The sequence below is a fragment of the Streptomyces sp. CRN 30 genome (assembly GCF_034105845.1).
Map to the genome: position 1 here is coordinate 14,533 of NZ_JAVRHI010000222.1, position 18,290 is coordinate 32,822.

17 protein-coding genes are annotated in these 18,290 nt (G+C 71.5%); 9 read left to right on the plus strand and 8 right to left on the minus strand.

Annotation, left to right across the window (positions count from 1 at the left end; translation table 11 throughout):
- The first annotated feature begins 178 nt into the window (after positions 1 to 178).
- Positions 179 to 2,290: a fructose-specific PTS transporter subunit EIIC gene (locus UW392_RS23890; RefSeq protein ID WP_320777146.1), complete on the plus strand. Its 2,112-nt coding sequence runs from the start codon at positions 179 to 181 to the stop codon at positions 2,288 to 2,290.
- A gap of 222 nt (positions 2,291 to 2,512) precedes the next feature.
- Positions 2,513 to 2,872 (plus strand): hypothetical protein, encoded by a 360-nt coding sequence (locus UW392_RS23895; protein WP_320777147.1) that lies wholly within the window; start codon positions 2,513 to 2,515, stop codon positions 2,870 to 2,872.
- An 8-nt stretch (positions 2,873 to 2,880) separates the two neighbouring features.
- On the opposite strand, the gene UW392_RS23900 is transcribed toward UW392_RS23895, so the two are convergent.
- Positions 2,881 to 3,633 carry a DUF6227 family protein gene (locus tag UW392_RS23900; protein ID WP_320777148.1) on the minus strand — a complete coding sequence of 251 codons (753 nt, stop codon included), beginning with the start codon at positions 3,631 to 3,633 and terminating at the stop codon, positions 2,881 to 2,883.
- Positions 3,634 to 3,942: 309 nt separating this feature from the next.
- On the opposite strand from UW392_RS23900, the gene UW392_RS23905 reads away from it, so the two are divergent.
- Positions 3,943 to 4,131 carry a hypothetical protein gene (locus tag UW392_RS23905; protein ID WP_320777149.1) on the plus strand — a complete coding sequence of 63 codons (189 nt, stop codon included), beginning with the start codon at positions 3,943 to 3,945 and terminating at the stop codon, positions 4,129 to 4,131.
- Positions 4,132 to 4,135: 4 nt separating this feature from the next.
- On the opposite strand, the gene mscL is transcribed toward UW392_RS23905, so the two are convergent.
- The 6 genes from mscL to UW392_RS23935 form a co-directional block, all read right to left on the minus strand.
- A complete protein-coding gene (mscL, locus tag UW392_RS23910; RefSeq protein ID WP_320777150.1) occupies positions 4,136 to 4,615 on the minus strand; it encodes a large conductance mechanosensitive channel protein MscL in 480 nt (159 codons plus the stop codon).
- 99 nt (positions 4,616 to 4,714) lie between these two features.
- Entirely contained in the window at positions 4,715 to 5,134 is a 420-nt protein-coding gene (locus tag UW392_RS23915; protein ID WP_320777151.1) for a hypothetical protein, read from the minus strand.
- 406 nt (positions 5,135 to 5,540) lie between these two features.
- The gene (locus UW392_RS23920; protein WP_320777152.1) at positions 5,541 to 6,389 is read right to left on the minus strand and encodes an S-methyl-5'-thioadenosine phosphorylase; all 849 of its coding nucleotides are present in this window, start codon (positions 6,387 to 6,389) and stop codon (positions 5,541 to 5,543) included.
- A gap of 113 nt (positions 6,390 to 6,502) precedes the next feature.
- On the minus strand, positions 6,503 to 6,847 hold the full coding sequence (locus UW392_RS23925; RefSeq protein WP_320777153.1) for an FmdB family zinc ribbon protein: 345 nt from the start codon (positions 6,845 to 6,847) through the stop codon (positions 6,503 to 6,505).
- Between the two features lie 69 nt (positions 6,848 to 6,916).
- Entirely contained in the window at positions 6,917 to 8,188 is a 1,272-nt protein-coding gene (locus tag UW392_RS23930) for an MFS transporter (protein WP_320777154.1), read from the minus strand.
- A gap of 347 nt (positions 8,189 to 8,535) precedes the next feature.
- Positions 8,536 to 10,173, minus strand: a complete 1,638-nt coding sequence (locus UW392_RS23935) for a potassium/proton antiporter (protein WP_414496665.1) — start codon at positions 10,171 to 10,173, stop codon at positions 8,536 to 8,538.
- A 158-nt stretch (positions 10,174 to 10,331) separates the two neighbouring features.
- Here UW392_RS23935 and UW392_RS23940 point away from each other — a divergent pair, with 158 nt between their 5' ends.
- Positions 10,332 to 13,157 carry a penicillin acylase family protein gene (locus UW392_RS23940; protein ID WP_320777156.1) on the plus strand — a complete coding sequence of 942 codons (2,826 nt, stop codon included), beginning with the start codon at positions 10,332 to 10,334 and terminating at the stop codon, positions 13,155 to 13,157.
- An 86-nt stretch (positions 13,158 to 13,243) separates the two neighbouring features.
- Here UW392_RS23940 and UW392_RS23945 read toward each other — a convergent pair whose 3' ends face one another.
- Positions 13,244 to 13,900 (minus strand): 5-formyltetrahydrofolate cyclo-ligase, encoded by a 657-nt coding sequence (locus UW392_RS23945; RefSeq protein ID WP_320777157.1) that lies wholly within the window; start codon positions 13,898 to 13,900, stop codon positions 13,244 to 13,246.
- Between the two features lie 60 nt (positions 13,901 to 13,960).
- Between UW392_RS23945 and galU the strand changes: the two genes are divergently transcribed.
- The 5 genes from galU (at position 13,961) to UW392_RS23970 (ending at position 17,939) form a co-directional block, all read left to right on the plus strand.
- The gene (galU, locus tag UW392_RS23950) at positions 13,961 to 14,863 is read left to right on the plus strand and encodes a UTP--glucose-1-phosphate uridylyltransferase GalU (protein ID WP_320777158.1); all 903 of its coding nucleotides are present in this window, start codon (positions 13,961 to 13,963) and stop codon (positions 14,861 to 14,863) included.
- A gap of 5 nt (positions 14,864 to 14,868) precedes the next feature.
- Positions 14,869 to 16,194, plus strand: a complete 1,326-nt coding sequence (gene glp / locus UW392_RS23955) for a gephyrin-like molybdotransferase Glp (protein ID WP_320777159.1) — start codon at positions 14,869 to 14,871, stop codon at positions 16,192 to 16,194.
- An 85-nt stretch (positions 16,195 to 16,279) separates the two neighbouring features.
- Positions 16,280 to 16,759 (plus strand): cyclic pyranopterin monophosphate synthase MoaC, encoded by a 480-nt coding sequence (gene moaC / locus UW392_RS23960; RefSeq protein WP_320777160.1) that lies wholly within the window; start codon positions 16,280 to 16,282, stop codon positions 16,757 to 16,759.
- A complete protein-coding gene (locus UW392_RS23965; protein WP_320777161.1) occupies positions 16,756 to 17,295 on the plus strand; it encodes a molybdenum cofactor synthesis domain-containing protein in 540 nt (179 codons plus the stop codon). Before moaC ends, UW392_RS23965 begins: the two co-directional genes overlap by 4 nt.
- A 20-nt stretch (positions 17,296 to 17,315) precedes the next feature.
- Entirely contained in the window at positions 17,316 to 17,939 is a 624-nt protein-coding gene (locus UW392_RS23970) for a GNAT family protein (RefSeq protein WP_320777162.1), read from the plus strand.
- The last annotated feature ends 351 nt before the right edge of the window (positions 17,940 to 18,290 follow it).

The following is an 18,290-nucleotide window of genomic DNA, read 5'->3' on the forward strand; positions in this document are numbered from 1 at the left end:
TGTCTGCTTGCACCTGCCGCACCTGCCGCACCTGCCGCACCTCCCGCACCTCCTGCACTCCTCGCACTTCCTGCACTCCCCGTACCTCCCGCACTCCCCGCATTACCTGCGTTCCCTCTGTCCCCATCCCCGCCCGTCCCGGCTCCCCCCGGGCGATACGCGAGCGAAGGAGCCCGCGATGAGCGAGATGATCACCGCGGACCTGGTCGACCTCGACCTGTCCGCCGACACCAAGGAAGCGGCGGCGCGCGCCCTCGCCGAGCGGATGGTGGCCAAGGGCCGGGTGACCGACCTGGACGGCTTCCTCGCCGACGTTGCCGCGCGCGAGGCGCAGATGCCGACCGGCCTCGACGGTGGCATCGGCATCCCGCACTGCCGCAGCGCGCACGTCACCGAGCCGACCCTGGCGTTCGGGCGCAGCGTGGCCGGCATCGACTTCGGCGCCCCTGACGGGCCCGCCGACCTGATCTTCCTGATCGCAGCCCCGGCCGGTGCGGACGACGCCCATCTGACGATCCTGTCGTCCCTCGCCCGTCAGTTGATGGACGCCGAGTTCACGACCGCGCTGCGGGCCGTGGACGAGGCGGAAGGCGCCGCCGCCCTGATCCGTGGCGACGCGCCCACCCCCTCCACCAGCTCCAGCGCTAGCACCAGCTCCAGCGCCAGCACCAGCTCCAGCGCCAGCACCGAGGAACCCGCGGACTCCGCGGCGGCACCGGACGGAACGGCCTCCTCCGGTGCCGCCGCGGGCAGTACCCCCGCCGCGCCGACCGCCACCGGGGAGGGGAGTGCCCGCCCGTTCCGCATCGTCGCCGTCACCTCCTGCCCCACCGGCATCGCACACACCTACATGGCCGCCGAGTCGCTGGAGAACGCCGGCCGGGACGCCGGTGACGTCGAGCTCGTCGTCGAGACGCAGGGCTCGGCCGGCTTCACCCGGCTCGACCCGGAGGTCATCGCCGCCGCCGACGGCGTGATCTTCGCCCATGACGTCTCCGTACGGGAGAAGGAACGGTTCGCCGGGAAGCCCACCGTGGACGTCGGGGTGAAGGCGGGCATCAACCGACCCGCCGAGCTGATCGCCGAAGTCCGCGAGAAGGCCGCGCGCGGCGAGGTCACGGCCGCGGCACGGCCCGGCTCGACCCCCGTCGAGCGCGGGGGCGAGAGCGGCGAGGGCTACGGCACCAAGCTGCGCAAGTGGCTCATGAGCGGTGTCAGCTACATGGTTCCGTTCGTCGCGGCCGGCGGTCTGCTGATCGCCCTCGGCTTCGCGCTCGGCGGCTACGACATCAACGAGGCCAAGCCGGTCACCGAGCACTTCGTCTGGACCCAGCTCGACAGCTGGGCCGCGCTTCTGCACCAGACCGGTGGCGTCGCCTTCAACTTCCTGATCCCCGTCCTCGCCGGATACATCGCGTACGGCATGGCGGACCGCCCGGGCCTGGTGCCCGGCTTCGTCGGCGGCATGATCTCCTCCAACATCGCCGCCGGCTTCCTCGGCGGCCTGGTCGCCGGTCTGCTGGCCGGTGCGGTCGTGCTCGCCATCCAGCGGGTCAGGATCCCGCCGGTGATGCGCGGCATCATGCCGGTGGTCGTCATCCCGCTGATCTCGTCGATGGTCGTCGGCTTCCTGATGTTCGTGGTGATCGGCAAGCCCATCGCCGAGGCCCAGAAGGCGATGACGGACTGGCTGAGCGGCCTCTCGGGCACCAACGCCGTCCTGCTCGGCGTGCTGCTCGGCCTGATGATGTGCTTCGACCTGGGCGGCCCGGTCAACAAGGTCGCCTACGCCTTCGGCACGGCCGGCATCGCCGTCCAGGACCCGAGCGACTCGGCGATGATGGTGATGGCCGCCGTGATGGCCGCCGGCATGGTCCCGCCGCTCGGCATGGCCCTGGCCACCACGGTCCGCAAGAAGCTGTTCACCCCGACCGAACGCGAGAACGGCAAGGCGGCCTGGGTCCTCGGTGCCTCCTTCATCTCCGAGGGCGCGATCCCGTTCGGCGCCGCCGACCCGCTGCGCGTCATCCCCGCCTCCATGGTGGGCGGCGCGGTCACCGGCGCGCTGACCATGGCCTTCGGCTCCACACTGCGCGCCCCGCACGGCGGCGTCTGGGTCACCTTCCTGATCGGCAGCCCGTTCCTGTACCTGCTGGCCATCGCGGCCGGTACGGCGGTCACGGCGGGCCTGGTCATCATCCTCAAGGGCATGCGCAAGGACCAGCCGGGCACGACGGCCACGCCCGCGCCCGCCGCCAGGACGGAGACCAAGGAGCCGGTCGCGGCCTGATCCGCGACCTCACGGCACGGCGGCCGCAGCCCCGGGACAGGGGGCTGCGGCCGCCGCATGACGTCCGCCGCCCCGCCGCCCTTTCCCCCATACTCGCTGCCACGTCCTCGCACGGTCCTCGCGGGATTTGCCCCAGCTGCCGGACCTGCCGGACCTGCCGGACCTGCGAGAAAGGTCACGATGCGGGCCCGACGTCCTGACGCGTGGTGTTCACTGGAACGCATGCCTGAACACGTGTCGATCCTGCAACTGGTGGGTGTGGTCACCCTCGCCGCGTCGGCGGCCATCTGGGTCGCCGTGCTGGTCCGCGTGCTGCGCCGGGACACGGCCATGCGGCGTGCTCGCTCCGAGCGCTCCGCCCGACCTGAGCGCTCGGCCCGCCGCCCCGTCGGCCCTCCGCGGGGCGTGCCCCGCCAGCGCAGCTCCGCCCCGCAGGCCGAGAACGTGGAGCTGACTTCGGTGGAGCGGGAAGCCTTCGTCGACCTGATCCGCCGGCTCGGTGAGGAGCGCCCCCGGCCCGGCGGGCCGGCCGGGAGACGAGGGGCCGGGGAGACCGGGGTGGGGGAGGCAGGACGCTCGTAGCGTCTCGGTCAGCCCGGGCTCGCCGCCCGTCGTTCCATCGCGTCCCGGGCCGCGTCCTCCGTCGCGTAGACCTCGCACATGTGGTGGCCGTCCGGGGTCGCCGTGTGCTCGACCTCCCACAGGGAGATCTCCCGCCCGTCGGTGAGTAAGAAGGCGTGCTCGTACAGCGAGAAGTGCGGCCCCACGCGGCGGGTCCGGCCCGGGTTGCCGAACGCCTGCGTGATCTCGTGCGCGAACGCCGTCCGCAGCAGCACGGCGGCCAGCTCCTCGCCCGGCGGGTCCGGGTTCTCCGCGCGCCGCAGCAGTCGGCGCGCGTGATCGGCCGAGTCGTCCGGCAGGTACTCGTGACGGGGCTCGGGCAGCGACGCCGGCTCCAGTGTCACCGGCAGCTCCAGCTCCGGGGCGTCCGGCGGCAGCGGCAGCCGTGCGGTGGCGGCGCGCAGCTCCTCCTCGTCCACGTACAGCTCGTGCTGCGAGGCGTTGTCCGGGAGCGCCGTGTTGTGCACGAGCTCCCACAGCGTGAGCGCACAGCCGTCGGCGAGGAGCCAGGTGTGCCGGTACGTCGACCGGTGCAGTCCCGAGCTGTAGTGCGCCGAGTGCAGTGAGCTGTCGTGGGCCAGTGCGCAGTCGAGCCGCCGTATCGTCTCGTCGGGCAGCTCGAAGGAGTTCAGGGCGCGGCCGAGGAGTCGCGCGAGATGCTCCTCCGGAGACTCGGGCGACTCAGGTGGCTCGTACGCTGTCGTCTCGTACGGAACGCTCAAGGCTTTCTCCCGGCGTTGCTGCATGTCACCTTGTGGGTGCATACCGTAGCTCCTCGGTCGGACATTATGTCCGGGATCCGAGAAAACGTACGCTCAAAAAACGCACGAGTCCCGTGGGGCGTTCCCGAGCGACCCCACGATTCGCCCAAGCCCCCTGCTGGGGGCCTTTTTTCACCCAGCCTTCACCCCGGCCGCACCTCCCGCCCCACATTCCCCGCACGGCGCGCTGTAAGCCATCCACCGCCCGTCCGGCCCCTCCACCGGCTCGCCCGGGCCCTCCACCGGTCCGGCCGCGCTTACCCTGGATGCATGAGTACCGCCGCTTCCGCACCCGAGTCGCGCGACCCCAAAGCCGCGCTGGTCTTCGACGACCCGCTGAGCCGGCAGTCGACGGACGACACGGACCGCGGGTGGGGTGAGCCGTCAGGCGACGGCGACCGTGACAGCGCGGCCGACCTGAGGCGCTTCCTGGACGAGAAGCCACCGCACCACCTCTGAGGACCTACGGGCGGTCCTGTCCCGGGCCCCGCTGCTGCGCCACCAGGGCGTCCCGGATCTCCTGGAGGACCTGCAGCTCGGTCACCTGGACGGCCTGCTGCGTGGCCTCATGCCGCTGTCGTCGGGCTTCCTGGCGTGCGAGGTACCTGGACATCGGCAGGACCATGAGGAAGTAGACGACGGCGGCGGTGATCAGGAAGGTCAGGGTGGCCCCGAGCACCGAGCCCCACATCATCTGTACGCCCTGCTTCACCGTGCCGTCCGCGGCCGTTTCGCACGGACCCTTGATGCACCAGCTGTAGCCGTCGAGGTTCATCGTGCCGAACGCTCCCACCAGCGGGTTGATGACTCCCTTCACCACCGCGTTCACGATGCTGGTGAAGGCCGCGCCGATGACCACCGCCACGGCGAGGTCGACGACGTTGCCCCGCATCAAGAAGGCCTTGAACCCCTCCAGGACGTTCGGCTTCTTCTGCTCGCTCACCACGGGCCCTTCCTGTGTTGCTCTTCGCTGTGCCGCTCTTCGCGGAACGGATCACTCCGCAACCTACGGCAGGGTGTCCAAAAGCTGTCCAGTCGACCCTCACCACAAGGTCACCGCCAAGCGTGAGGCCACGCCCGCCCCGGCCAGCCGCGCGGCCGTGGCCCGGGGCACGGCCAGGACGACCAGCGCGCCGGTCTCGGCGGGGCTCGCCCCCGGCACCTCCGTGACCCGTGCCCCGCGCGCGACCACCCGGGCCTCGCCGTCGCCTGCGGGCGTGCCCTCGGCCGCCGCGATCACGTCGACCCGGTCGCCCGGGCGCAGCAGACGCACCGTGGCACCGTCGGCGATGCGGACCGGTGCGGACACCGTCGTGACCGCGCGCTTCCTGACGAGCCGCTCCTCACGCACCGGCTCGGCCACCGGGTGCCCGCGCGCCCGCTCAGCCTCCTGGGGCCGCTCGGCCGTCCCCGGTCCCGTCGCCACCAGTGCCGCGGCGGTCAGGGCCAGCCCCGCCGCCACGGCCCGCCTGCGGCACCTCACCAGCCGCCGCAACCGCGCTCCGCGCGCCCGCAGCGGAGGGAAGGAGGGAACCTCGCGGGTCGACGGAACGGACGGAACGGACGGAACGGAGGAGGCGGAGAGAGGCGAAGAACGAGAGGGAGGGAGAGGGCGAGAGGGGAGAGAAGGGGGAGAGGAGAGAGAAGGGGGAGAAGGGCGGCAAGGGGGAGAAGGAGGACAAGGGAGGGAAGGAGGGCAAGCGGGAGAAGGGCGAGAAGAAGACACGAGGCCACCACCTGCTGCGTGAGATCGGCTTGCGGTCCCACGATGAGGCTTCTTCGCGACGCTCGTCGGAGCCCGTGGACAACGGGCGGCCTGGGGAGAACTCCCTCACCGGAACGAGGAAATCAGCCCGCGCCGCCCCCGGTCACGGCAGCTCGAAGCCCGGGTCCATGCCACCCAGTGCCTTGCCGCACGGGCAGTCCCGCGCCTCACCGGACGGCAGCGCGGCCACCGCGTCGAACAGCACGCCGCGCAGCCGGTCGACGTTCGCGGCGAACACCCGCAGCACATCCTCGTGCGAGACGCCCTCACCCGTCTCCGCGCCCGCGTCGAGGTCGGTGACGAGGGTCAGCGAGGTGTAGCAGAGCTCCAGTTCGCGGGCGAGGGCCGCCTCGGGGTGGCCCGTCATGCCCACCACGGACCAGCCCTGCGCCTGGTGCCACAGCGACTCGGCGCGTGTCGAGAACCGCGGCCCCTCGATGACGACCAGCGTGCCGCCGTCCACCGGCTCCCAGTCCCGTCCGCGCGCCGCCTCCAGCGCGACCTTGCGGCCGGTGGCGCAGTACGGGTCGGCGAGCGAGACGTGGACGACGTTGGGGACGGTGCCGTCGGGCAGTGGCAGTCCGTCGAAGTACGTGCCCGCCCGGGACTTCGTACGGTCCACCAGCTGGTCCGGTACGAGCAGGGTGCCCGGTCCGTGCTCCGGCCGCAGCCCGCCCACCGCGCACGGGCCGAGCACCTGGCGCACGCCGACCGACCGCAGCGCCCAGAGGTTGGCGCGGTAGTTGATGCGGTGCGGCGGCAGGTGGTGACCGCGCCCGTGACGGGGCAGGAAGGCGACGCGGCGTCCGGCGAGTTCGCCGAGGAAGACCGAGTCACTGGGAGGCCCGTAAGGGGTGTCGACCTGTACCTCGGTGACGTCGTCGAGGAAGGAGTAGAAGCCGGATCCGCCGATGACGCCTATCTCGGCCGCGCCGTTGCCCGTGTTCGCCATGCCCGCACCTTAACCGGGGCCCGGCAACGCCGAGCACCCCGCCGTCCTGGGACGGCGGGGTGCTCGCGAGACGCGGAACGTGAGGTGTCCGGGTGGCCGGCTGTCCGAACCGCTTACGCGGCCGAGCTGCTGCTCGAGGACGAGGACGACGAGGACGACGAACTCGAGGACGACGAACCCGACGACGAGGACGAGCTCGTCGAAGAGGACGACGACGAGTCCGAGGAGGACGACGAGGCCGACGACTTGGTGGACGACGCCGGGCTGCTGCTCGACGACGAACCGCGGCTGTCGTTGCGGTAGAAGCCGGAGCCCTTGAAGACGATGCCGACCGCGGAGAACACCTTCTTCAGGCGGCCACTGCAGTTGGGGCACTCGGTCAGGGCGTCATCGGTGAACTTCTGCACCGCTTCGAGGCCCTCACCGCACTCGGTGCACTGGTACTGGTACGTCGGCACTGTGTCTTCCTCCTGGCACTCTCACTCGATGAGTGCTAACGACGGTCCATAGTGACGTATTCCCGTGGATCAGTCCACTGCCACCGGGCTGCGGTGACCGACGCCACGCGCCACCGTGTGCTCCCGGGACGGCGCCGTGAGGCGTGAGCGCAGGGACACCAGGGTCACCAGGGCGAGCACCGTACCCGCCATCGGCACCAGGAATCCGGCCCCGCTCCACAGGCGGTCCTCCAGCTGGCCTGAGACGGTGACGGCGGCGGCCTGGCCCAGCGCGACGGCACCGGTCAGCCAGGTGAAGGCCTCCGTGCGGGCACCGGCCGCGACCAGGTTCTCGACCAGCGTGTAGCCGGTGATCAGGGCGGGTGCGATGCACATGCCGACCAGCAGGCCGAGGCCGGCGAGGAGCAGGACGGAGTGGGCGGCCCACAGTCCGGACGCGGTGAGCGCGAGCGCCGCGTACGCGACGACGAGGCGCCGCTGCGGGGCGACCTTCCAGGCGATCGCGCCGCAGACGAGGCCGGAGAGCATGTTGCCCGCGGCGAAGACGCCGTACAGGACACCGTTCAGGCCGGGCTCGCCGATGGACTCGGTGAACGCGGCGAGCGAGACCTGCATGCCGCCGAAGACGGTGCCGATCCCCAGGAACGTCACGATCAGTACGCGCACCCCGGGCACCCGCAGTGCCGGATCGTGCCGCACGCGCGCGTGCCCCGCGGCGGCGGGGGTGGGCTGCGTCCCGCGCTGTGCGGCGAACAGCAGTCCGCCGACCAGCGTCAGGGCCGCCTCGGTGACCAGCCCGGCCGCAGGGTCGACGGCGGTGCACAGCGCGGTCGCCAGCAGGGGGCCGAGTACGAAGGTCAGCTCGTCGGTGACGGACTCGAAGGCGGCCGCCGTCGTCATCAGCGGCGAGCCCTGCAGCTTCACGCCCCAGCGGGCCCGCACCATGGGCCCGACCTGCGGTACCGAGGCGCCGGTGGGCACCGCGGCGGCGAACAGGGCCCACAGGGGGGCGTCCGCCAGGGCCAGGCCGGTGAGGGAGAGGCCAGCGAGGGTGTGCAGGAGGACGCCGGGGACCAGCACCGCCCGCTGTCCGTGGCGGTCGGCGAGGCGGCCGCTGTACGGCGCGCAGAGCGCCATGGAGACACCGGTCACGGCGGCCACGGCGCCGGCCGCCCCGTACGAGCCGGTGGTGTGCTGCACCAGCAGCACGATGGAGAGGGTCAGCATCGCGAACGGCTGGCGCGCCGCGAAGCCGGGGAGCAGGAACGTCCAGGCGCCGCGGGTGCGCAGCAGTTGCCCGTAACCCGGGCGGGACGACGTCGAGGTGACCGTGGATGCCACGGCCCGTGCCTTTCTGCCGCCTGGTAGCGCGAACCCGTGTGCGGGGCTCGGGAGCCGAGGGCTGTCCTCTCGCGCGTACTGCGGTAGATACCGGCGCCCGCCCGTGGGGCGTCCCGGCCGCCTTACGGTCGCGCCAGCCCTGCGTCAGGCAGAGGTGGTCCGATCAAGGTGCGCGTTCATCGTATACAAAGACGAGTTCCTGCACAGCTGTCGTTCCACCTTCGACCCGCCCTCGTACCTCCCTCGCCTCGCCCTCGTATCTCCCTGGTCCCGCCCTCGTACCTCCCTCGACCCGCCTTCGTTCCACCCTCGTCCCTCCCTGGTCCCTCCGCTCCCCCGCGTGCGGCTCACGCACGTACGCCGTCGCCGCCCGTCCCCAGCCAGCCCGCCAGCTTGCCGCCCTGTCCGACGGCCCGCAGGCGCTGTTCCGCGGCGTCCCGGACGGGGTCCGTGGCCACCACGAGCAGTTCGTCGCCGCGCCGCAGCACGGTGGTCGGCAGGGGCACGAACGACGTCCCGTCCCGTACGACGAGCGTGACCGCGGCGCCCGTGGGCAGCCGCACCTCGCCCACCTCGACGCCGTGCATCTTGGAGCCCTCCGGGATCGCGACGGACAGCAGGTGTCCGCGGAGCCGCTCCAGGGGCGCCGACTCGATGCCGAGGTCGGCGGCCTCGGCCCCCTCGCCGAGACGCAGCTTGCCCGCCAGCCAGGGCAGGGTCGGTCCCTGGACGAGGGTGTAGACGACGACCAGGACGAAGACGATGTTGAAGATCCGGTGGCTGCCCTCGACACCGTTCACCATGGGGATGGTGGCGAGGATGATCGGTACGGCGCCGCGCAGTCCGGCCCAGGACAGCAGGGCCTGCTCCCGCCACGGCACCCGGAACGGCAGCAGGCCGATCACGACGCTCAGCGGCCGGGCCACCATGGTCAGCACCAGGCCGATGACGATGGCGGGCAGGATGTCGTCGCCCATCTCGTGCGGGGTGACGAGCAGCCCGAGCAGCACGAACATGCCGATCTGGGCGATCCAGCCGAGTCCCTCGGCGAAGCCGCGCGTGGCGGGTGAGTGCGGCAGCTTGGCGTTGCCCAGGACCATGGCGGCCAGGTAGACGGCGAGGAAGCCGCTGCCGTGGGCCATCGCCCCGGCCGCGTAGGCGGTGACCGCGATGGCCATGACGGCGATCGGGTAGAGCCCGGAGGCCGGCAGGGCCACGTGCCGCAGCCCGAAGGAGCCGAGCCAGCCCACCGCGAGGCCGATGGCCGCGCCGATGGCCAGCTCCAGCGCGATCTCGGCGATCAGGACGTACCAGTGCTCGACGGGGCCCGCGGCGGAGAAGGAGACGACGAGGATGACCACCGGGGCGTCGTTGAAGCCGGACTCGGCCTCCAGGACACCCTTCACGCGCGCGGGGAGGGGGATCCTGCGCAGCACGGAGAAGACCGCGGCCGCGTCCGTGGAGGACACCACCGCGCCGATGATCAGTGACTGCCGCCAGTCGAGCCCGATGAGGTAGTGGGCGCCCGTCGCGGTGACGCCGACGCTCACCGCGACCCCGGCCAGCGCCAGGGAACTGGCGGCCGGGAGGGCCGGTCTGACCTCGCGCCACTTGGTGCCGAGTCCGCCCTCGGCCAGGATCACCACGAGGGCCGCGTAGCCGATGACCTGGGTCATCTCCGCGTTGTCCCAGTGGATGTCACCGATGCCGTCCTGGCCCATGGCGACGCCGATGCCCAGGTAGACGAGCAGGCTGGGGAGACCGCTGCGCGAGGATATGCGGACCGCCGCCACCGCTACGAGCAGGACGACCGAGCAGATGAGCAGGAGCTGGTTGAGGTCGTGGACAGTCAGGGGCTGTTCCCTTCTCGCCGGGCCGGGCAGATGACCTCGCGAGCCGGAGCCGGCCGTCGGCACGCACTTCGGTCCAAGGTACTTCGTTACCTTACCTAACTCTTGACACTTTCTTGACGGTCGGGCGGGCATGATCGAACGTCCGTGTGCGCTCGTTGACCGACTCCGCGTCAAGTCGGGCCCGGCCCTGCGCCTATGGTTGCTCCAGCGCTCAGCGCCGAGTACGAAGCACGCGCTGAAGAGAAAGCACAGCCCGCCCTGCCGCTCGCGTTAGGACAGCAAGGACAGCGATGCCCCCCAACACCACCGCCTCTTCCGGTCAGCAGCCCGGCAAGTCCGGCAGGAAGAAGGGGCGCAAAGCCCGTCTGATCGTTTTCGTCCTGGTGCTGGCCGTCATCGGAGGCATCGTCTACGGCGGGTACTGGTCGGTCAGTACCGTGCGTGCCTCCTTCCCGCAGACCGAGGGCTCCCTCAAGCTGGAGGGCCTGTCCGGGCAGGTCGAGGTCAGACGCGACGACTACGGGATCCCGCAGGTCTACGCCGACTCCGACGAGGACCTGTTCATGGCGCAGGGCTACGTCCAGGCGCAGGACCGGTTCTACGAGATGGACGTGCGCCGCCACCTGACCTCCGGCCGGATGTCCGAGATGTTCGGCAAGGGCCAGGTGGACAACGACGCGTTCCTGCGCACGCTGGGCTGGAGCCGGGTCGCCGAGGAGGAGTACGAGACCAAGCTCTCGGACGAGACCAAGAAGTACCTCCAGGCGTACGCCAAGGGCGTCAACGCCTACCTGAAGGGCAAGGACGGCGCGGACATCTCCCTGGAGTACGCGGCCCTGGGCCTCACCAACGACTACGAGCCCGCGGAGTGGACGCCCGTCGACTCGGTCGCGTGGCTGAAGGCGATGGCCTGGGACCTGCGCGGCAACATGCAGGACGAGATCGACCGCGCCCTGATGACCAGCCGCCTCGGCCCCCAGCAGATCGCCGACCTGTACCCGGACTACCCGTACGACCGGAACACGGCGATCGTGCAGGAGGGGAGCTACGACGAGTTCTCCGAGACTCGGACCGGGACGGGCAGCGCGGACGGCTCCACGGGAACGGGAACGGGTACGGGCACGGAGACCGGTACGGGTACGGAGACGGGCACCGGGACCGGCACGGGCACCGGCGTCGGCACGGAAACCGGGACCGGCACGGGCGTCGGCGGCAGCTCCGATGCCCTCCAGACGCAGCTCACGGGCCTCTACAGCGTCCTCGAGGACATTCCCGAGGCCGTCGGCGTGAACGGCAACGGCATCGGCTCCAACTCCTGGGTCGTCGGCGGTGCGCACACCATCACCGGCAAGCCGCTGCTCGCCAACGACCCGCACCTCACGGCCTCGCTGCCGTCCGTCTGGTACCAGATGGGCCTGCACTGCCGTGAGATCAGCGACAAGTGCCGGTACGACGTCTCCGGTTACACCTTCGCGGGCATGCCCGGCGTGGTGATAGGCCACAACCAGGACATCGCCTGGGGCTTCACCAACTCCGGCGTCGACGTCACGGACCTGTACCTGGAGAAGCTCACCGGCGAGGGCTACGAGTACGACGGCAAGGTGGTGCCGTTCGAGACCCGCGAGGAGACCATCAAGGTCGCCGGCGGCAGCTCGAAGAAGATCGTCGTCCGGACCACCAACAACGGCCCCCTGCTCTCCGACCGCAACGACGAGCTCGTCGAGGTCGGCAGGAAGGCCACCGTGGAGACCGCCGCCCCCGACCGCGGTGACGGCTACGGCATCGCGCTGCGCTGGACCGCGCTGGACCCGGGCACCTCCATGGACGCCGTCTTCGCGCTGAACCGGGCGGCCGACTGGACGCAGTTCCGCGAGGCCGCCGCCCTGTTCGACGTGCCCTCGCAGAACCTGGTCTACGCCGACACCGACGGCAACATCGGCTACCAGCTGCCGGGGAAGATCCCCACGCGCGCGGAGGGCGACGGCTCCGTCCCGGCGCCCGGCTGGGACCCCGCCTACCGCTGGACCGACTACATCGCCCAGGACGAGCTGCCCTTCGAGTACAACCCGGAGCGCGGCTACATCGTCACTGCCAACCAGGCCGTGGTCGACGAGGAGGCGTACCCCCACACGCTCACCGCGGACTGGGGTTACGGCACGCGCAGCCAGCGGATCGCCGACCTGATCGAGTCGAAGATCAAGGGCGGCGGCAAGGTCTCGACCGAGGACATGCGCCTCATGCAGCTGGACAACAGCAGCGAGATCGCCCGCCTGCTGGTGCCCAAGCTGCTCGCCGTCGACGTCGACGACAAGGACGTCCGCGAGACGCAGAAGCTCCTGGAGGGCTGGGACTACACCCAGGACGCCGACTCGGCGGCGGCCGCCTACTTCAACGCGGTCTGGCGCAACATCCTGGAGCTCGCCTTCGGCGACAAGATGCCCAAGGAGCTGCGGGTCAAGGGGCAGTGCCTGTACGTCGAGCCGACCGGCACCGGCCCGGCCGACGAGGGCCAGAAGGTGCGCGAGTGCGGCGAGCGCGACGCGGACCAGGCACAGCCGGACGGCGGCGACCGCTGGTTCGAGGTGGTCCGCCGGATCCTCGACGACGAGGACAACGACTGGTGGTCGGCGCCGGCGACGCGCACCGCCGAGGCCGCGAACACCCGGGACGAGCTGTTCGAGCGGGCCCTGACGGACGCCCGGTGGGAGCTGACGGCCAAGCTCGGCAAGGACGTCGACACCTGGACCTGGGGCCGGCTGCACCGCCTGTTCCTGAAGAACCAGACGCTGGGCACCGAGGGCCCCGGCATCCTGCGGCGGATGCTCAACCGCGGCCCCTGGGAGCTCGGCGGCGGCGAGGCGACGGTCAACGCGACCGGCTGGAACGCGGCCGGCGGTTACGGCGTCGTCTGGGTGCCGTCGATGCGGATGGTCGTCAACCTCGACGACCTCGACAAGTCGCGGTGGATCAACCTCACCGGCGCCTCCGGACACGCCTACAGCGCCCACTACACCGACCAGACGGACAAGTGGGCCGACGGTGAACTGCTGCCGTGGTCCTTCACGAAGGACGCGGTCGAGAAGAGCACGAGCGACACCCTGGTGCTCGAACCGTGACACCGCGCCCCGCCTGACGGGAAGGGCCCTCCACGCACGCGCGTGAGGGCCCTTCCCGTGTACGTGCACCACGCGCACGGCACGCCTCAGGCGGGCGGCCGGAAGCGCCGTACGCCCGACGGTGTCACCACCGCGTGCACCGCCCGGTCGTGGGGTTCCCGCGGTACGCGGTCGACGACCTCGGAGTCGTACAGCAGCACCAGCAGCGCCGGACCGGCCCCCGCGCGCTCCAGCCGGGCGAGCACACGGTCGTACGAGCCCCCGCCGCGGCCCAGGCGCACACCGCGGGAGTCGACGGCGAGGCCGGGCAGCAGCACGGCGTCGGCCTCCGTCACCGCCTCCGGCCCGAGGCGCTCGCCCGCGGGTTCCAGGAGGGTCATCCGGCCGCCGTACCGGACCCGTACGAGGTGGTCCGCCCCCTCGTACACGCCCCAGTCCAGGTCGTCGTCGGCCAGCAGCACGGGCAGCAGGACCCGCACCCCGCGCGCGTGCAGGGTGTCGAGGAGGGCGAGGGTGCCCGGTTCGCCGCCGACGGAGACGTACGCCGCGACCGTGCGCGCGCGGGCGAGTTCGGGCAGTTCCAGGGCGTGCCGCGCCAGGGCGTCCGCCGTCCCGCGCACGTCATCCGCCGGCAACCCGTTCCTCACCGAGAGGATCGCTCGTCGCAACTTTCGCTTGTCAGGCTCGGCATCGTGTCCGATCCGGCTCACACATTGCTCCCGTACTGTTCCGAACTCGTTCATATGAGAGTGAATTAACCGGAGCCACAGAGGACGCACAAAGGCACCGGATAAGGTTCGTTCATGACTGAGTCGAACCCCAGGATCACCAAGGCTGTCATCCCCGCAGCCGGTCTCGGCACCCGCTTCCTGCCGGCCACCAAAGCCACTCCCAAGGAGATGCTGCCGGTCGTCGACAAGCCGGCGATCCAGTACGTGGTGGAAGAAGCGGTGTCCGCGGGTCTCGACGACGTCCTGATGATCACCGGCCGCAACAAGCGGCCCCTGGAGGACCACTTCGACCGGAACTACGAGCTCGAGTCGGCCCTGGAGAAGAAGGGCGACGCCGACCGCCTCGCCAAGGTCCAGGAGTCCAGCGACCTCGCGATGATCCACTACGTCCGCCAGGGCGACCCCAAGGGCCTCGGCCACGCCGTCCTGTGCGCCGCCCCGCACGTCGGCGACGAGCCCTTCGCCGTCCTCCTCGGCGACGACCTGATCGACCCGCGTGATCCCCTGCTCCAGCGCATGATCGAGGTGCAGGAGCGGCACGGCGGCAGCGTCGTCGCGCTCATGGAGGTCGCCCCCGAGCAGATCCACCTCTACGGCTGCGCCGCCGTGGAGCCCACCGCGGACGGCGACGTGGTCAAGGTGACGGGCCTGGTGGAGAAGCCGGACCCGGCGGACGCCCCCTCCCACTACGCCGTCATCGGCCGCTACGTCCTCGACCCGCGGATCTTCGGCATCCTGCGCGAGACCGAGCCCGGCCGCGGCGGCGAGATCCAGATCACCGACGCCCTCCAGCAGCTCGCCGCCGACGAGAAGGTGGGCGGCCCCGTGCACGGCGTCGTCTTCCAGGGCCGCCGCTATGACACCGGCGACCGCGGAGACTACCTGCGTGCCATTGTCAGACTCGCGTGCGAACGTGAAGACCTGGGCCCGGACTTCCGGACCTGGCTCCGCAGTTACGTAGCCGAGGAGATGTAGCCACGTTGAGCAGCGCCGCGCCCCACGACACCGGCCGGGACCACCTCTGGTCGGTGACCGAGCACCTGGAGGACATCCTCGCCGGCGTCCGCCCCCTGGAACCCATCGAGCTGCAACTCCTCGACGCCCAGGGCTGCGTCCTGGTCGAGGACGTCATGGTGCCGCTGTCGCTGCCGCCCTTCGACAACAGCTCCATGGACGGGTACGCGGTACGGGTCGCCGATGTCGCGGGCGCGAGCGAGGAGTACCCGGCCGTCCTGACGGTGATCGGGGACGTGGCCGCGGGCCAGGGCGAGCAGCCCCACGTCGGCCCGGGCGAGGCCGCCCGCATCATGACCGGCGCCCCGCTGCCGCCCGGCGCCGAGACGGTCGTCCCCGTCGAGTGGACCGACGGCGGCCTCGGCCAGGGCCCCGCCTCCCGGATGCGCGCCCACAGCGCGAACCCCGAGGGCGCCACCGGGCAGGTGCAGGTGCACCGCGCGGCCGAGGCACGCGCGCACGTGCGCGCGAAGGGCAGCGACGTGCGGGCCGGTGACCTGGCGCTCACGGCGGGCACCGTCCTCGGCCCGCCGCAGATCGGATTGCTCGCCTCGATCGGACGCGGCACGGTGCGGGTCCGCCCGCGGCCGCGCGTGGTCGTCCTGTCCACCGGCAGCGAACTCGTGCAGCCCGGCCTGGCGTTGGGCCCCGGCCAGATCCACGACTCCAACAGCTTCGCCCTCACGGCCGCCGCCGTCGACGCCGGCGCCATCGCCTACCGGGTCGGCGCCGTCACCGACGACGCCGACGTCCTGCGCTCCACGATCGAGGACCAGCTCGTCCGCGCCGACCTGCTCGTCACCACCGGCGGGGTGAGCGTGGGGGCGTACGACGTCGTCAAGGAGGCCCTCCAGTCCGTCGGCGACGAGGAGGACGGGGCGGGCGGCCGCGTGGAGTTCCGCAAGCTCGCCATGCAGCCCGGCAAACCGCAGGGCTTCGGCACGATCGGCCCCGACCACACCCCCCTGCTCGCGCTGCCGGGCAACCCGGTCTCGTCGTACGTCTCCTTCGAGCTGTTCGTCCGGCCGGCGATCCGTGCCCTGATGGGCCTGACGGACCTGCACCGGCCCACCGTCCGGGCGACGCTGCGCGCCCCGGGGACGGTGACCTCGCCCGCGGGCCGCCGCCAGTTCCTGCGCGGCACGTACGCCGACGGCTCGGTCACCCCCGTCGGAGGCGCCTCCTCCCACCTGGTCGCGGCCCTCGCCCGGGCCGACGCGCTGATCGTCGTCCCCGAGGACGTGGAAGCGGTGGAGCCCGGCACCGAGGTAGAGGTGGTCCTCCTCGGGTGAGAGTCCCCGCTTGGGGGTACCGTGTCGCGCACGACGAGGCCACGCGCCGCACCGCGAAACGCCCTGACCGGGAGCGCCACACCACATGAGTACGCAGGACCGACTGACGCACATCGACGAGGCGGGTGCCGCCCGCATGGTCGACGTATCCGGGAAGGACGTCACCGCGCGCACCGCGCGCGCGAGCGGGCGGGTTCTGGTGTCACCCCGCGTGGTCGAACTCCTGCGCGGGGAGGGGGTGCCCAAGGGTGACGCCCTCGCCACCGCGCGCATCGCGGGCATCATGGGCGCCAAGCGTACGCCCGACCTCATCCCGCTCTGCCACCCGTTGTCGGTGGCGGGTGTCAAGGTGGACCTGTCGGTGGCGGACGACGCCGTCGACATCCGGGCCACCGTGAAGACGACCGACCGCACGGGCGTGGAGATGGAGGCCCTCACCGCGGTCACCGTGGCGGCGCTCACCGTGATCGACATGGTCAAGGCGGTCGACAAGGGGGCGGTCATCACGGACGTACGCGTGGAGGAGAAGACCGGCGGCAAGTCCGGCGACTGGAGCCGGGCATGACGGCGCCCGTCGATCCCCCGATCGGCCCCGCCCTCGGCGCGCCGTACGCGGCCCTGGTCGTGACCGCCTCCAACCGCGCCTCCGCGGGCGTGTACGAGGACAGGGGCGGCCCGCTGGTCGCGGAGGGGCTGCGGACGTCCGGCTTCGCCGTGGACGGGCCGTGGGTCGTACCCGACGGGGATCCCGTGGAGGAGGCTTTGCGCGTCGGCGTGCAGGCCGGTTACGACGTCGTCGTCACCACCGGCGGCACCGGCGTCTCACCCACCGACCGCACACCGGAGGCGACCCGGAGCGTGCTCGACCGCGAGGTGCCGGGCATCGCCGAGGCCATCCGGGCGTACGGCCGGGAGAAGGTGCCCACGGCCGCGCTCTCGCGGGGGCTCGCGGGGGTCGCCGGGGGCACGCTGATCGTCAATCTGCCGGGCTCCACCGGCGGGGTGCGGGACGGCCTGGCCGTACTGGAGCCCCTCCTGGTCCACGCCGTGGACCAGATCCGCGGCGGCGACCACCCACGACCCGGTGGGGGTGCGAGCTGAACAGCCCAACCTGGCCCGTCGTGCTGGCGGACGGCGATGTCGTCCTCCGGCCGATAAAGGCGCGCGACCAGCAGGCCTGGCGGGAGGTCAACCGGCGCAACCGGGACTGGCTGCGCCCCTGGGAGGCGACCATCCCGCCGCCGACCCCCAGCGGTCCGGTCGTGCACCGGCCGACCTACCGCCAGATGGTCCGTCATCTGCGCCGTGAGGCGGGCGCGGGCCGGATGCTGCCCTTCGTCGTCGAGTACCGGGGGCGGCTCGCCGGGCAGCTGACGGTCGCCGGGATCACCTGGGGTTCGATGTGCTCCGGGCACGTCGGGTACTGGATCGACGAGGCGGTCGCGGGCCGGGGCGTGATGCCGACGGCCGTGGCGCTCGCGGTCGACCACTGCTTCCGTACGGTCGGTCTGCACCGCGTCGAAGTCTGCATTCGCCCGGAGAACGAACCGAGCCGCCGTGTCGTGGAGAAACTGGGATTCCGTGAGGAGGGCCTCCGTCCCCGTTATCTCCACATCGACGGCGCCTGGCGCGACCACCTCGTCTTCGCGCTCACCGCCGAGGAGGTGCCGGACGGTCTCCTGGCCCGCTGGCGCAGCGCCCGGGCGCGCGACACGCCCCGTGACACGCCCCGGAACACCGCGTAACCCGCACTTATGTTCGAGAATGCGGGTGACGCCGGGTAACCGGACTCATAAATGAAATAAATGTTCGAAGTTGATCGGCTGTCGACCGTCTCAAAGCGTTAATTACGCGGTCCAGCCGGGCCGCTGATCGCATCGGTCACAAAAAAAGCTCGAAATATCAGCCAGATCGTGCGACACACCGGCGCAATTGGCAGATGGCCTCACGCAAACCCCTCTACCGTGTGAGGCGTGAGCAGCAGCGGCCTCATCTACGCAGTCATCGTCGGGGCCTGGGCCGCCTACTTGGTGCCGATGTGGCTCCGTAGGCAGGACGAGCTGAACGAGGCCCGTCCGACGGAACGCTTCAGCACC

Coding starts and splice junctions, on each gene's coding strand:
- UW392_RS23935 (WP_414496665.1), bottom strand. CDS start 10,173: ATGCCCGCCCGACCGTCAAGAAAGTGTCAAGAGTTAGGTAAGGTAACG.
- UW392_RS23890 (WP_320777146.1), top strand. CDS start 179: ATGAGCGAGATGATCACCGCGGACCTGGTCGACCTCGACCTGTCCGCC.
- UW392_RS23905 (WP_320777149.1), top strand. CDS start 3,943: ATGAGTACCGCCGCTTCCGCACCCGAGTCGCGCGACCCCAAAGCCGCG.
- UW392_RS23945 (WP_320777157.1), bottom strand. CDS start 13,900: ATGAACGAGTTCGGAACAGTACGGGAGCAATGTGTGAGCCGGATCGGA.
- UW392_RS23940 (WP_320777156.1), top strand. CDS start 10,332: ATGCCCCCCAACACCACCGCCTCTTCCGGTCAGCAGCCCGGCAAGTCC.
- UW392_RS23895 (WP_320777147.1), top strand. CDS start 2,513: ATGCCTGAACACGTGTCGATCCTGCAACTGGTGGGTGTGGTCACCCTC.
- galU (WP_320777158.1), top strand. CDS start 13,961: ATGACTGAGTCGAACCCCAGGATCACCAAGGCTGTCATCCCCGCAGCC.
- moaC (WP_320777160.1), top strand. CDS start 16,280: ATGAGTACGCAGGACCGACTGACGCACATCGACGAGGCGGGTGCCGCC.
- UW392_RS23920 (WP_320777152.1), bottom strand. CDS start 6,389: ATGGCGAACACGGGCAACGGCGCGGCCGAGATAGGCGTCATCGGCGGA.
- UW392_RS23965 (WP_320777161.1), top strand. CDS start 16,756: ATGACGGCGCCCGTCGATCCCCCGATCGGCCCCGCCCTCGGCGCGCCG.